Origin of the sequence: Clostridium zhoujianii, from assembly GCF_051590805.1 — a bacterium.
Classification (GTDB): Bacteria; Bacillota; Clostridia; order Clostridiales; family Clostridiaceae; genus Clostridium.
The window spans coordinates 2,811,092-2,826,465 of record NZ_JBPUTF010000001.1; the positions used below are offsets into that span (position 1 = coordinate 2,811,092).

The 15,374-nt window shown below is 27.7% G+C and carries 17 protein-coding genes; all 17 read right to left on the reverse strand.

Going from position 1 to position 15,374, the window contains the following annotated elements:
- Positions 1-221 precede the first annotated feature (221 nt).
- Positions 222-605, reverse strand: a complete 384-nt coding sequence (locus ACSYT2_RS13380; protein ID WP_438384956.1) for a hypothetical protein — start codon at positions 603-605, stop codon at positions 222-224.
- A gap of 21 nt (positions 606-626) precedes the next feature.
- The gene (locus ACSYT2_RS13385; protein WP_438384957.1) at positions 627-1,256 is read right to left on the reverse strand and encodes an ABC transporter ATP-binding protein; all 630 of its coding nucleotides are present in this window, start codon (positions 1,254-1,256) and stop codon (positions 627-629) included.
- A gap of 11 nt (positions 1,257-1,267) precedes the next feature.
- Positions 1,268-2,674, reverse strand: a complete 1,407-nt coding sequence (locus ACSYT2_RS13390; RefSeq protein WP_438384958.1) for an ABC transporter permease — start codon at positions 2,672-2,674, stop codon at positions 1,268-1,270.
- A gap of 251 nt (positions 2,675-2,925) precedes the next feature.
- Entirely contained in the window at positions 2,926-4,413 is a 1,488-nt protein-coding gene (locus ACSYT2_RS13395; protein ID WP_438384959.1) for a HAMP domain-containing sensor histidine kinase, read from the reverse strand.
- Positions 4,414-4,415: 2 nt separating this feature from the next.
- Positions 4,416-5,078, reverse strand: coding sequence for a response regulator transcription factor (locus ACSYT2_RS13400; RefSeq protein WP_438384960.1), 663 nt, complete (start codon positions 5,076-5,078; stop codon positions 4,416-4,418).
- A 188-nt stretch (positions 5,079-5,266) separates the two neighbouring features.
- Positions 5,267-5,455 carry a helix-turn-helix domain-containing protein gene (locus ACSYT2_RS13405; protein ID WP_438385023.1) on the reverse strand — a complete coding sequence of 63 codons (189 nt, stop codon included), beginning with the start codon at positions 5,453-5,455 and terminating at the stop codon, positions 5,267-5,269.
- 171 nt (positions 5,456-5,626) lie between these two features.
- Positions 5,627-6,067, reverse strand: a complete 441-nt coding sequence (locus ACSYT2_RS13410) for a DUF2726 domain-containing protein (RefSeq protein ID WP_438385025.1) — start codon at positions 6,065-6,067, stop codon at positions 5,627-5,629.
- Positions 6,068-6,898: 831 nt separating this feature from the next.
- Entirely contained in the window at positions 6,899-7,282 is a 384-nt protein-coding gene (locus ACSYT2_RS13415; RefSeq protein WP_438384961.1) for a hypothetical protein, read from the reverse strand.
- Between the two features lie 59 nt (positions 7,283-7,341).
- The gene (locus tag ACSYT2_RS13420; RefSeq protein ID WP_438384962.1) at positions 7,342-8,523 is read right to left on the reverse strand and encodes an ArdC-like ssDNA-binding domain-containing protein; all 1,182 of its coding nucleotides are present in this window, start codon (positions 8,521-8,523) and stop codon (positions 7,342-7,344) included.
- 58 nt (positions 8,524-8,581) lie between these two features.
- Positions 8,582-8,770, reverse strand: a complete 189-nt coding sequence (locus ACSYT2_RS13425; RefSeq protein ID WP_438384963.1) for a hypothetical protein — start codon at positions 8,768-8,770, stop codon at positions 8,582-8,584.
- 9 nt (positions 8,771-8,779) lie between these two features.
- The gene (locus tag ACSYT2_RS13430; RefSeq protein ID WP_438384964.1) at positions 8,780-10,456 is read right to left on the reverse strand and encodes a hypothetical protein; all 1,677 of its coding nucleotides are present in this window, start codon (positions 10,454-10,456) and stop codon (positions 8,780-8,782) included.
- A gap of 64 nt (positions 10,457-10,520) precedes the next feature.
- Positions 10,521-11,717: a MobP2 family relaxase gene (gene mobP2, locus ACSYT2_RS13435; RefSeq protein ID WP_438384965.1), complete on the reverse strand. Its 1,197-nt coding sequence runs from the start codon at positions 11,715-11,717 to the stop codon at positions 10,521-10,523.
- Entirely contained in the window at positions 11,710-12,123 is a 414-nt protein-coding gene (locus tag ACSYT2_RS13440; RefSeq protein WP_438384966.1) for a hypothetical protein, read from the reverse strand. The genes mobP2 and ACSYT2_RS13440 overlap by 8 nt, the downstream gene beginning before the upstream one ends.
- A gap of 12 nt (positions 12,124-12,135) precedes the next feature.
- Positions 12,136-12,381: a ribbon-helix-helix domain-containing protein gene (locus ACSYT2_RS13445; RefSeq protein ID WP_438384967.1), complete on the reverse strand. Its 246-nt coding sequence runs from the start codon at positions 12,379-12,381 to the stop codon at positions 12,136-12,138.
- Between the two features lie 186 nt (positions 12,382-12,567).
- A complete protein-coding gene (locus tag ACSYT2_RS13450) occupies positions 12,568-13,431 on the reverse strand; it encodes a hypothetical protein (RefSeq protein ID WP_438384968.1) in 864 nt (287 codons plus the stop codon).
- Between the two features lie 73 nt (positions 13,432-13,504).
- The gene (locus ACSYT2_RS13455) at positions 13,505-14,689 is read right to left on the reverse strand and encodes a C40 family peptidase (protein ID WP_438384969.1); all 1,185 of its coding nucleotides are present in this window, start codon (positions 14,687-14,689) and stop codon (positions 13,505-13,507) included.
- Positions 14,690-14,797: 108 nt separating this feature from the next.
- Complete coding sequence (locus tag ACSYT2_RS13460; RefSeq protein ID WP_438384970.1) at positions 14,798-15,373, reverse strand: hypothetical protein; 576 nt, start codon at positions 15,371-15,373, stop codon at positions 14,798-14,800.
- Between the last annotated feature and the right edge of the window lies 1 nt (position 15,374).

The following is a 15,374-nucleotide window of genomic DNA, read 5'->3' on the forward strand; positions in this document are numbered from 1 at the left end:
ATGACAAATATCACCCTAATTATATCTCTCCCCATTATATATAAGTAAATTACCCTATATTATGTTGCTAGGCAATAATAAGCTTCAAGATTAAATTACTAAAACTTTAATATTAAAACATACAAATATAAAATAACTAACTCTTTAATCTACAAGGTCAAAAGGTTAGGAAGTATTAAAAGAATATCTTCTTTTAATACTTCTCCACTATATTAATAATACTATTCTATATTATTTTTATTAACTTTTAATGTATTTGCAAATGAATCTAAATCCTGCTCAGCCCTTTTCGGGTCAATAAAACCCCTTACTACCTTATCTTCTTTATTTCCTTCATATACTTTTATATTATCTAACTTATATATTATATACCCTATTCCCCAAGTAGCTATAGTATAAAATATATATGGCATAGATGCATTAATATAATAGGATATAACATTTACTAGCTGTTCACTTACCACTAATCCCTGTGTACTTATTAAGTTTGATATATATTCATGTGAAGCATATATGGTAAATAATGTATATACTGCTGTAATAAAAGCAATAACATATAATAATATGCTTATAACTTGGTTACTTTCCTTATTATTCTTTTTCATAATTATCCACCCCTTATTAATTTAAATTTCTACTAACTTCTTATCTTTTAACCTTAAAACTACATCAGCTTCCTTAGCCATATCCTTACTATGGGTTACAACAATTACACATTTACCATAATTATGTGCACTCGTCTTTAATATCCTTATAATATCATCTGCTGTATCGCTATCTAAATTTCCAGTTGGTTCATCTGCAAGTACTATAGGTGCATCTGAAACTAATGCCCTTGCAATTGCAACACGTTGCTGTTGTCCTCCTGATAATTGAAGTACATTTCTATTTATTTCTTCCTCTTTTAGTCCAAGTGCTTCTAGCTCCTTTTCCCTAGCTTTAGGATTTACTATCCTTATATTTTCTAGGGGTGTTAGGTAATCTATTAAGTTATAATTTTGAAAAACTAAGGATATATTATTTTTTCTATGATATTCATATCCCCTTTCTTTTATATCATTACCTTTAAATAAAACTTCCCCCTTTTGTGGCTCATCCAACCCTGCTAATAAAGATAGTAATGTACTTTTACCTGCCCCTGAAATCCCCAATATCGTATAAAATTTACCCTCTTCAAACTTTATATTTATATCCCTTAATACATTTTTCTTATTGTTATATGAATAATTAATTTTATTTAACTCTAAAATCGACATATATATCACTCCTAACTCATTTTAGATAAAATTTCTTTTGGTTTTAATCTTATTATAGAAGCTGAAGATATAAATACTGAAGCAATTATAATACCAGATCCTATAAGCCATACATATATCATCTCATCTGGTGATATTTTAACTTCTATATCCTTTGTTGTATGGGTAAGCATATTACTTTCAGGGTCATTTCCAAGAGGTATTCCAGCGCCATATTTTATACTTTGCTCTGTTTCATTTGCAGCCTTTTCTATTATTGAATCTCCAACCTTTTGAGATATCATCTGTCCTGAAAAATATGATATACTAAAGGCTAATACACTAATCATCAATATTTCAATTATATATTGTGCTATTATTTTAAACTTTGAAACCCCAAGAGATAATAGTATTCCTGTTTCATGAATTCTTCCTTGAATCCAAAAGGTCAATATTAATGATAGAACAATAGCACTAATTATTATACTTCCTATTAACACCATATTTACAATGCTATCCATCTTTTCAAAGGACTTAGATAACGCCATAAACACCTCATTACCTTTCTCTATCCTAAAGTTCTCCCACTTTAGAGGTAATTTCTTCACCTTAGTTATAACAGAATCTAAATCAGAATCTTTATCAGCATAAAAACTTGCCTTATCAAATATCTTGTCATTTTCCCCAAATCCATAAAACTCTTCTATAGATTTATTATCAGTTAATAAGTTATTTTCTATTATTTCTAATGAACTTCCCACGCTATCTTCATTACTTCCACTTTCGAATACCCCTACAATTTCAAGGGTCATTTCTTCTTTTCCTTTACCATGAACCACATTATAATCTATAGACGATCTTTTAACAGTTAATTTATCACCTATTTTTAAATTATTAAGTTCTGCTAAGCTTTTATGAATTAATACTTTATTTTTATCTTCAGTAATTATGTGTCTTCCTTCAACTAATTTAATCATGCTACTAGTGAACTTCAAATCTGATTCTGAATAATCATTGCCATCTAAAGCAAATGTATTTTCTACCCCTTCATAATTATATGGTATCTCTTTGGATGGCTTTACCTTCCTTAGCCCATCTATGTTCCCACCTGCCCCAGATATTGTAGCATTATATGACTTAATTTCTTTAACTTTTAATACCTCTTCTAGATCTTTCCTTGAAAGATGCCTTCCCCTATTTTCAAAATTTTGACTTCTTAGATTAAAGAAATTAGCTAAATCCTTGCTAGAATTTTCATTTGATATTTTAGCTGCTTTTTTTACTGCTATACCACTTAATACTGAAGTGGCTACTGCTAGTAATACAAACATCATTATTAAGCTTTTTCCTTTCTTTCTAGTTACATATAACCAGGCTCTTTTTATTACATCCACTTTATCTCCTCCATTAGCTTTTATAGTTATTCTTATTCCTATCAACTTCAACCCCACCGTTTTTGCAGTGCTGCTACTCTATATAAGTTCAACTAAACTTAAGATTAGCCCTTATCTAAATTAAGTTTCACTTTATGTTTAAATAATATAAAAGCTATATGAAATAAATATGAAATTAAATGCTTACATATATGTATTATATCAATTTATCAATAAAAAATAGATATATATAATCTTGCCTTAATTAAGAATTAACTACATATATCTACTTACAAAATGAATAATAAAATTTATATTTAATCATATTTTTTAAAAATTATAGTGAATTTCATCCCTCTTTCAGTTGCATCAAATGAATGTTTTATATCTAATGTGTTTAATATTTGCTTAACAATATATAAGCCTAATCCGTTTCCCCCAGTATTTCTATTTCTGTCAAATTCTGCCCTATAAAAAGCCTCAAATACTTTATCTAAATGTTCCTTTGGAATTGGTATACATTCATTTTCTATAGTTAATGAATTTTTATTAAAGTATATATTTATATTTCCTCCTGAATCTGTATAATTTACTGCATTAGAAATAATATTTGATAAAGCTTTACTTAATAATTCCTTGTTAGTGCGTATGCTTAATTCCTTTGGATAATTAACATTTATATTAATATATTTATATTTTGCTGTAACTTTATATGGAGCTATAGCCTCTTCTAATAATTCTCCTATACTTGTATCTGCAGATTTCATATGCTTATCAAAGGTATTTAATCTTGATGTATTTAATATATCTTGAACCATTTTACTTAATTTATCAACTTCATCTTTGCATTTATTTAAATATATATCATGATTTTTATATTTTCCTACATTTAATATCATATTTTCTAGCATTATATGAATACTCATAAGTGGGGTTTTTAGTTCATGTGAAGCACTTCTTAAAAAATCCACCTTAAACTTTTCTGATTCACTTACATTTTTAATTTCACTTTCTAGGTTATCAATAGTATTCCATAAGGTACTATATAAGGAGTTTATATTTTCTGCAAGTATCTCCATTTCATCCCCAGTATTAACGACACAATAGGCTTCCTTATCCAAGGCTTCCATACCTTTGGTTGTATCACAAATTCTTCTTATAGGATCTGTAATTATCTTAGTATAAAGATATGATGCTATTATAGAAATAACTAAGCTTATTCCTATTGAATATGGCAATATCATAAAAACCACACTTCTTGCTTCCTTAAGAGATTGAAGACTCATCATTATTTTAATTTCTCCCTCAATGTCATTTAAACTTTTAAATTCATCATTTCTAAATATTGATGGGCCTTTCATTTTAAAATAATTGCTATTATCACCAATAAGGTTAGTTGGATTGTTTAAATTGTTATTATTAAATAAACTATTTAAATCATTATCAATAATGTTATCTCCAATATCCGGGAGTATTAAATCTTTATATTTAAATTCTTCAGTATCAATATAAACATCAGCTTGATTTATTCCTTCATAAGTAGTTGTTTTTCCACCTATTGTTAAAATAATGTTTAATTTATATTTCTTTGCAAAATTATTAACTATATCAATAGCACCTTCACTATTTTCACCTTTTAATTGTTTAACTAATCCTTCACTTATATTAGCTAATTCCTTTTGCTTTTTGTTATTGTAAAGTGTTGGTAACAGCATGTAAAGTAAGGTGTGTGATACAATAATGATCATACTCATAAGTATCATCGTAAAAATATATGTTTTAGGAAATAACTTTAAATTGCCCATAATCATACCTCGAATTTATATCCTATACCTTTTACAGTTACAATACAGTTTAAGGATAGTTTTTTTCTTAAATTCTTAATGTACACATCAATAACACGATCACTTGGGGTTTCATTTATATCCCAAAGTATATCTAATACTTGATTCCTAGTTAAAACCTTATTTTTATTTTTTATAAGTAACTCTAACAATTGAATTTCCTTAGGCCTTAAGTTTATAAATTCATTATTTTTCTTTGCAGAAAATCCTAAGAAATCTACTTCTATATCTTCATATACCCATTTACCTATTTCTTGTTCTTCATTTAATCTTCTTAAGAGTGCTTCTATCCTCTTATGAAGAACTACAACTGAAAAAGGCTTAGTTATATAATCGTCAGCCTTTTCATCAAAACTCATTATTTGTGTGTAGTCATCACTCATAGCAGTTAACATCATTACTGGTACCTTACTGGTTTCCCTTATTTTATTTAACACAATAAATCCATTTTTCTTAGGTAACATTATATCTAAAATTACTAAATTAAAGCTCTTTTCATTAAATAGATTAATTCCCTCTTCTCCATCACAAGCCTCTGTTACAGAGTATCCAGCTTCAGATAAATATTCACTTAAACCTTCCCTTATAGCTTCCTCATCTTCTACAATTAATATATTTACTTTCATGGTATCTTAAGCTCCTTTTATAATTTATATACTTTTCTCATTTTTTATTATTATAACTTTCCTATTAGCGTTATTTTGAATCCATATATTTCTTAAAATCGTCATACATAAATCAGATATATAAAATCTTCTTGTTTTTTAAGTTTGGTAAACATTTTTCTTATATTAGAAATAATATTTTTGATACCCTAGTGGTATAATTCATTAAATCTATTCAATGCCAAATTACAGGTAAGCCTACTACAACCTATTGGTTTAAATATTAATAATTCTTGCTGATTAGTTGGTATTGATCTGATTTTTATTGATTTATTAACTTTTTTCACCTCTTTTTTAATAAATAAATCATACAACCCCGATACCATATCTTGAATCATCACCTATTTCAGCTTCTAATTACTCTTGTAATACATCTCTAAACATTTCTTTTAAGGCATTTAGAATATCACTTATACTTGTAAAATTTTGATTCTTTATATGTTCTCTTAATAATTCTTTCGGCGTTCCTGGCATAAAAAATTCCTTCTTGTAATAACTTATCACCTTAATTATTTCCAGGGGGTGGGAACTTTCATTAAGTTTACATAAAGATCGCCATACATACCATTCCTTATTATCATTGGAGAACCACATTTTTTACATAACTTTTCAACCTGAAATTCTTTTTTGATAAAATTATATATTTTTCTTTCATCAATATCTTTATAATACACTCTTACAAAAGGTAACTTCGCCATTTTAAATAATGGATTCTTAAGGATGTCTCTTAAAATTTTCCCTTCTTTTTTATGATCTTCTCCATCAAATTCAACTCCCATTTGTGGTGTCATATATTCCTTTAAACAAATTAGCATATCAATCTGGTAATATGGAGGATTCTTGAAGCCTCCTTTTTCATCAAACTTATGCTCAAATATTTCTTTTAGGTATATGTGCGGTATTATTACGAATTCTCTAGATAAATTTCTAGCTACCCTTTCAAAAATAATTTTTTATGATTCACTATCCCAAAAGCGTTTCTCTTTTATACAATACCCCTCAGCACTTATTGTTTTTCCATTTAACTTTTCTTAAAGTGTTCTTTTATCAGGTTCATATATATTATCTTTATTCTCCAATGCATTAAGTCTGTTATTAATTCTATATTTAGTCAAACTTAATTTACCACTTTTCCTTGTAAAAATATTATTATAGCTATTAAAATTATGAAAATTAAAAATTTCATTTTCTCTCCCCCATCACTCTCTTATTTCATATAATAGCATATTTTTATAATACTTATACCTTTTAAACCTTATGTATCTTCCATTTGCTTTAATATACTTTGCTATATTCATATAATTTAACTTTAGAATTATTTTAATTACCCCAAGTGAACTTTCAAGTAAACTGATTAGTAACTCCTTACCAATAGCTTATATCCCTCCTAAAGCTATTCTTATAGCGTTAGTCAATCCACTCCCCCCTATGGGACAAATAAAAAATATTTGTTTTCTTTAGGAGAGTAATTTAAATTACCCAGTTTACACTATACAACTCGGACTTGCTTAGGTCTAGTATTATCAAGTATAGTACCATCTAACTTGTTGTATCCCCCTCGTTAATCACGCTAGGACAGGCACACCACCATTATACATCATTTATAACAGTAACGTCTAAGAAAAGTAATACCCTTCTAACGGATATTATATCGGTAGTGAATCGATAAGTTTTTTATAGTGTTATTCCTTTAACCACCTGCTGTATAAGTCTTTATCTTAATTTAATTTTATTAGCTATACTCATAAACATAGTAAATAAGCACCATTACATAGTGCTTATCATACCTTACTTAATTCACTTTTTAATCTTTCTCTATAAGCCTTAGATTTCTCATACTGCTCTGCTAATTTTCTATACTCTTCCTTAGCACAAGCTATAGTGTCCGGAGTACAATGTTCCCTCACTACTCTCTCATATTCTTTTCTAGCAACTATCATAATTCTATATTCATTCTTAACTCTTATAGAATATTCCTCGTAAAGACTTGGTTTAAATTCCGGAATTAATAGCTCTATTATCTCCTTTTGCTTTTCAATTTCTCTTAAAATATATTTATTTTGGCTTTGTATACAAGTTCCCTCAAGAAGATATAAAAACCGTTCAAACTCCCTAACTAATTTATAAACATCTGCCTTTTTTATCCTATTTACATTTATTCCCAAAAAAATCCACCTCACTAACCCTATTTACAAATAGGCAGATTTTTTCTGCCTATTCTTTCCTATGCTTCGATTTCAAATCCTCTTTCCTCTTTTGTATTTCTATTGCTTACTACATTCAAAATAGATTCGTATTTTTTATAACTATCATCCAAATTAATACTATTTTCATAACAAAAAGAAGACTTATTATTATCCTTGTCTAAGTCTTCTCTTTCATTCTTCTTTATTTCATTATAAAGTTTAATGCCTTCTCTAGCACTTCCATACGCTAGTTCATCACCATAGAATTGAAGTTCTTGCGATACTTCTTTTAAAACTTCCCTCTCTATTATGTTAATGTAATTAACTGATATTTCTTTAACTTCTTTTAAAAGCTTTTGCTTATCCTCAAACTCCCTTCCTTTAGTCCAACTATGTAAATATTGTAGTGAATAATCACTCGTATCAAGCCCGAAATAGGAGCATATAGTATATGCAGCCATTTCGGCTTGAAACTCTTTTTCGCTAGTAGTATAGTTATCTCTTGTCTCTTTATTATGAAGTTTTGAATGAGTCAATTCATGTAATAATGTTTTCATATTTTGCAGTTCACTATTTCTACTATTAGTCATTACTTCATTTGAATATGGTAAACTTACTCCTTTTACTACACCAAGTTCATAATCCGGTTTTAGAATTTCTACTCCTATACTTTTAGCTACCGCTTCCATACCCTTATATATAAATTTATAGTTTTCAACTTCTCCCTCAATCCACTTATTGGGGAATATCTCTGGAAGGTCACTAACCTTCGCTGTTGTCTGACTTATATCAAATACATTCCCTAATTTAAAGTAAGTACCTTGTATAATTTTAATTTCTCCATTTTTAATACTTTCTTTTTCTTTTTCGGTTGCTTTTATTACTTCTACTAAGTCTTTATTATTTCGTATAAATTTAGGCTTTGATTTTATAGGTACTAATATTTTAATTCCTTTCTCACCTTTTTTCACTGAATATCCTTGTTTCTTCCAAAATTCATAACTTCCTACTGCCAATGCTCCATTAAATTGATTATCTATCAGCATAGCATTATTAAGTGAATAGTTATAAAATTTACTCATATATTTTAAACATTCTTTTATACTTTCTTCACTTACAAAATAACCTTCTAATTTCTTTTCTGCCGATTCTATGAGTTGATCTACTTCTTTTTTCTTTTCCTCAAATGATTTTGTTTTATATTTATTGGGATTGCTCATTTTATTCCTCCTAAAAATAAAGCACCAGGACTTTTAGTTATCCTGGTACTCATATAAATTATATTACTGTCATAGTTCCTTCATCAAAAGGAATTAAATATGTTTCATCTTCATTAAAAGATAACTTTAACTCATCTATAAATTCCTTACTAGCCTTTACTTTAAGCTTATCTTTTTCATTAACTTTAATTCCAATTATATGGTCATCTTTAATTTCTAAAACCATTAATAAATTTTCATCATTCATAATACTTAACTACTCCATTTCTAATTCATTATTTTTAGATTTAAATATATCTAATTCAATCCCTATATTATTATCTATTGTAATTTCTTTCCTTGTCCTAAACATTTCATTATAAGTACCTATTGTTTCTACTAAATAATCTTTAAAAGAAAACTTCTCTATATCAAATTCTTCTAAAACTTCTTTAAAATCTTCTACAACATCACTTAATTTTAATCTTTGTTTCTCGACAAAAACTTTTTCTTCTTCTGTCATTTGCCTTTCATATATCTTAGCTAATTCTTCTTTATTTAAGTCTAAAAATTGTTCTTTTTCTCTATTATTTGTTATTTCTGTATTTATACTTATGTTATCCAATGATAAAGAGTTATCTTTATCATTGGATTTAATATTGTTTGACTTTCCAAGAACCATATCTTCATATCTTTCCATATATGTTTTTTCATTATATCTATCATACTCATCTTCCATTATCCCCATAATTTCTCTATCTAGGTAACTATGGAAACTTTTAAAATCTTCTTTTTCAAAATCATGCTCTTTAGCTTGATTTAAATATTCTTGAGTATATGAAGATATGTTTAGATTTCTCTTTTCCATAAACTTTATATCATCTTCAGGAATTAAAGCTTGAACTAACTCATTAAATTCTTTTAATTCCAAATCTAAAATATTGTTTAAATCATATTGGGTTAAGTTTTCTGTAATAGATAAATTCCACACTTCCTTAGAAAAATCACTAAGCTCTTTAGAATTAAATAAATAATTATCTCCAAGTTCATTATGATATTTATTATTTGAATTATTAGCAAAATGAATATTATATTTACCATCTTCAAATCCTTCAATAAAAAAAGATGTTCCTTTCCCTATGAAAGAACCATCTTCTAAATTTAGATTTTCTGTTATTATACGCTCTTTTTTTATATCAATTTCTTCTTCATTTCCAATACTAACCTCTTTTTCTCTATAAGCATTTAATTCATCTAAAAGTGCATAGTTTATATTCTTATATTCATTTAATTCATTATAAGTATCTAAAAATTTCTTTTGAAGATTATCATATTCATTAGATAAAAAATCATAATTAATATCCCTTACCCTTTCCTTTTTTGAATTATCTATATTTGACTTTTTACTATATTTTTTCCCTACTCGATTCACTTCTTTACCATATTCATAGGTCATTTCCCCCACGAATTTAGTATTAATTTCATCCCAAACTTCTTTAGATATTAAACTTTCCTTTCTATATGCAGAAATTGTTTCTGATGTATTCATCTCATAAATATTGTCCCTTTGCGAATAATTCATATCTCCTGCAATAATAGAGTCATATAAGTCTGTTTTTGATATTCTAGATACATTTTCTATAGTCTTTATATATTTCCAGTCTCCATTTTCTATGTCTACCAACTCTCTTATGAATTCATCTTTTCGTTCATCACTTAGCTGATTAAATTCTAACTCTGCTCCCTTTTTAATATAATTTTCATTAACTCTATATCCTTCATTCTCTCTCTCAAGAGTATCAATATCATACCTATATTCTAAATTCTCTTCTTTTAAATCCCTTATTCTTTGTGAATCTTCTAATATTTTTATATTTAACTCCTCAATTTCATTTGCCTTTCCCTTAAATAAAAATTTAAATGCTCCATCTTTTATATCATCAATCCATGACATCACTATTACCTCCTTTTATTATTCCAATACAAGTTCTCTCCGAATGAATACTTTTTAGTTATTATTAATATTCTATATCTTCTTTCTCAGCTTCTATTTCTTTCTGCAACTCTCTATAAACTCTCTTGTTTTTCATATGTTCTAACTCATTTCTAAACCCCCTTTTAATATCATTAATTTGTTTTTTGTTAATGTTAATTCTTATTGGGCTATTACTTTTCTTTTCTATATCACCCCTCTCAATCAATTTTACTTTTTTCTTTTCTTCCTTAGCATAATCTCTCATTTCTTTTAAAAATGTGTTTCCCATTCTTTTATAAAGTTCATCTATTTTATTTACTTTATAATCCTTATATTTCTCTTTTTTACCTTCTCCATATCTTCGCTTAAATTCTTCACATTCTTCATCCAATACATCATTTAACTCTTTAAAACTTTCTTTACAATAATTATCTATATAGTATTTACTCAGCTTATCTATTAATGGTTTTGCTTCATTTATTGAACTATATCCATATTGCCACTTACTTAAATCTTCTGGAAGAAGCTTTATAATTTCAATAAACTGTTTCTTCATATCCCTATCCTTAAATGTATTAACATCTTTCTTTTTGTGTACAATACTTTCTCTAACAAGATTATTAATCTTATCGAACTCTTTTTGCCTATTAACTAAAGTGTTAATAAATTTACTTTTCATTTTTCCTAAAGTCTGTGGTTTTACTTTGCCACGATCTTTAGTTGGCTCTAATTCAACTAAAGAAGTATGGACATGAATATTATCCGTATTATAATGAATATCAGCAGACCAAACAGCCATATTAAGGTTCTCTTCTTTAACCCTCAATGCAATTGAATTTCGAATTGCTTCTCTAATTGCTCCTTCATTAAGTGACTTAGTCTCATTATTGTATAGTCCACTTTCTATAAGCCAGTCATTATCAAAGCTATATACATCTTTCCATAAATAACTCCCTTTTTCTTGTGCCTGTCTATAAACATCTTTTAAACTTTCTTTCTCTTCTTTTGACAGACTATCTTTATCTTCTGTAAATAGTCTTACTGTAGTTCTATCCATTTCTTTTTTACGATTTACACTATCCATATATTCTAGGTACTCACTATAATTAGTTGATTTAATATTTAACTCATTATGAGTTTCTTCCCTATCTATATAGTCAACATATCCTCCATAATCTTTAAAATTATTCTTTTCAAATTCACAAACCATAACTATAGATGGTGTATTTCCATTACTCATTATCTAATTTCCTTACCCTACTTTTAACCAATCTTTTCTTTACTGTTTTCTCTGCTATCTCTAGCCCTTCTGCTTTTAAAATATCCGTCCCTAATATATCTCCAACATTATTTTTAATAAATAAACCATTTAGCATTTCTATAATGACTTGGATATTTTTATCTGAATAATTTATTCCTCTATTCATTTTTTCAATATCATATTTTAATGATTTTGCTACTTCTTTAGCAATAATTTTTATCATTAATTCTGTAGTGGTATCTGATTTTTCTTTATGCTCCTTTAATACGAATTCTAATGCTTCACTTTCAGATTTACATATTCTATTTTTCTTTACTTCTAATATATAATCTATAGATTTTGTAGAGATAGTATAGTGCTTTCTTTTTTTATTCTCATACGCCATATATCATTACTCCTAAACATCTATTAAATTTTCATCAATAAATTTACCCATAACTTCAGTATTCTTTTGAATAGTAGCCATTGTTATATTTATTAACTTTTCATATTTATTCTCAAATGTTTTAAACTCACTAAGTGCAGTTATATTTTCAAGGTGACTTCTTAGAAATTCTTCTCTACTTTTATATCCTTTTTTCTTTGATAACTCATCTAATGTCTTAACAACTTTAGGTGATATGTTTCTAACTAATACATCCATCTTTTTCTCCTCCTTAGTAGAATCTTATATTGCAGTTTCACTCCAATATTTTTTGAAGAGCATAAGGGGAATCTGCTATCATATTATATGATAGGCTAGGCAAAGCCTAGCATTAACGTGATATCACATTTTCATTCATAGTCCCATCTTTTTCCCACTTATAATCCCACTTGAAACCCACTTTTTTTAATCATTCATTTTATCATAATCACTTCTTTTAACTTCCAACTTTTCTAATTTACTATTCATCTCTCTTCTTTTATCTTCTAACTGCATTATTGTTTTTTCTGTTTCAACTTTATCACTATAAAGACTTTCTATCTTTGAATTAATATCTAATAATTCACTTTCAGTAAGATACTTTCTTTCACCTTCCAACCTAGTTATTTCTAATTTAATCTGTTCTATTTTCTTATTTTGAACTATAATTTCATCTTCTGATTGAACTATCTTGCCATTAACTTCATCAAGTTCTTTGTCCACAGTTTGTAATAGGTACTCCCTTCTGCTCTTTTCTTTAAGTGTAGAATCCTCAATGCTTTCTCTTCTATCAACATAGAACTTTGTACTTGTTTTTATTTCATTATCCTCAGTAAATGTTAATAAAACAGTTGTCCATTCCTTTGGCAGATTAACTACTACAGTATAATCTTTACCGTTTAAATTAATCAGCTTTGCCTTTAATTTTTCATTAGGTTTCTTTCTTTCCTTAACTTCTAACAATAGCTCTTTATCAAAAGTTAAATTAGTTTTCTCAAGCTGAAAATTAACTTCCAAAATATTATTTGTATTACTATACGTTGAACTCTTCATAGTAACTTTATAGTTATTCATAGCTACTGCTTTATCAAAAGATGTGGACATAATATCACCTTCCGAATTGAAAATACTATTTGATAGAAAGAAAAAGACATATCCACAAACTATAATTGTTAATGCAATATTATATTTTCTTGACTTATAGTTACATCTTTTTTCTTTCTCTTTTTTTTCTTTATCACCCAACTTTTTAAATTTACTTTTCAGTATACTTTCTATCTTTTCTTTCAACTTAATCACCTTCTCACACTATTAAAATAAAATAAAAAATGTCCCCTGGGGACACTATTCTATCTATATGCAACTATTTTTCATCTACTACTCTTCTAACTGTCCCATTAAAAACATTCTTATAATAACATGAATTCAAGCTTGAAACTGTAACTCCACTGCTTGTACCACAATGAATAAAGTCTCCATTTCCTAAATAAACTCCAACATGACCATTAGTTGTGTAAGTATCAAAGAAAATCAAATCTCCTCTTTTCATATTACTACTTGGTACTGCTTTACCCATATTTACAAGTGAAAAAGTAACTACACTTTCTCTTGCTCCAAGTTGAAGACCTGCACTCGCATACATATAATGAATAAATGAACTACAATCAAATATACCATTATCTACATCATACTGAGTTCTCCCACCTCCCCATAAATAAGGTCTTCCCATCCATCTTTCACCTGCTTTTATTGCATTTTCTACTATTTCATTAGCATTCGAATCTATTCCAGAACTTCTAAATTCCATAGCATATTTAAAAACCTTATTAGGATAATCAAACTGTGCTGAATCTAAATTAATATTCATTCCATAATAAGGACCACCATTATAACAAGCAAAAGTTCTTCTTAAAAGTTCTCTAAATTCTTGATTATCTTCATCTGCCTTCCAATTAATTAAATCCATATTTTCATTACTATTGTAATTAAGGTTTACTGTTTTTCCTTTCTTATATAAAACATAATTAGCATAATATCTTATCTCATATGAACCAGCTATTATCTGCACTTTTGAATCTTTTAGATATAGGTTCCACATATCTTCTGTATTAGAAAATGTATAACCGTTCTTCTTATATATCTCACCCAAACCTAAGTCCATTAAATATCGCCACAAGTCCTCCCCTGTTGCACTATCATATTTTTGTATCTGCATTATTCCATATGCACCACCAAATGAAGCGTTTGGATCAAAACCACTTTCCTGTTTTGCTACCGCCGCAAGTATCCAATTAGGTATATTGAATATCTCCGACGCTTCATTAAAATACGGCACAAATTCTGTCGGTACTCCCATCGCTCCTATATCACTAATGTCTGGTGCTTCACTTGTATCATTCTGAACTAACATTACAAATAGAGCGAATATCACCACCGCACAAACTATCAATCCAAAGTTGGATATCCCCATAAAAGCTAACAACTTCTTTTTCATTTTCTTCTTTAAAGCCTTTTTTAATAAGTTCTTCTTTTCTTTATTCTCATCCATCTTTCTTCACCAACTTCAATAAAAAAAGACTAGATTAAGTTTTCTTAATCTAATCCTTAAACATTTAGCATATTTTGTACTTAAATTTACTTTAACAATTCACCCTAGTTAATTCCCGTTATTCTTTGGATATTTTGTTAGTGAGTATTCAGAAATTTTGTAGTCGCTACCTTCTTTCATAAATACCACGAAAAAAGCTGCTTTTTCTTCTCCCACTAATTCTCCTTTTTCATTATAAATATTTGACATTAACTCTAAACTCCATAATAGTGACTTATCTTCTTCCTCATATTTAGGCTCAATAATATTTACTGCTGTTACTATTCTTTTGTATACTTCTTTTAGGTCTTCCTTAGCTATCTGTAATATTCTTTCACCCAAAGGTTTAGTAGTATAATTGGTTATATCCCCCAAATATTTTAAGGGATCAGTTGATTCGATAGAATAAATACTCTTTGAAAATTCCAAAGCCATTTTCTTGGTATTTTCCAAATCATCTACTGTATATTTCTCTTCTTTTACACCAGGAGTGTTTTCGTTTATATTACTGCTAGGATTCTCCGCAAACGTGATTTTATTAGTATCATACGAATCATCTTTTTCATTTTTATTAGGTATAAAGGATATAAAAATTATAAAAATAAGAATTCCACTTAACGTTAAAGTTAGTACCCTCTTATTCACT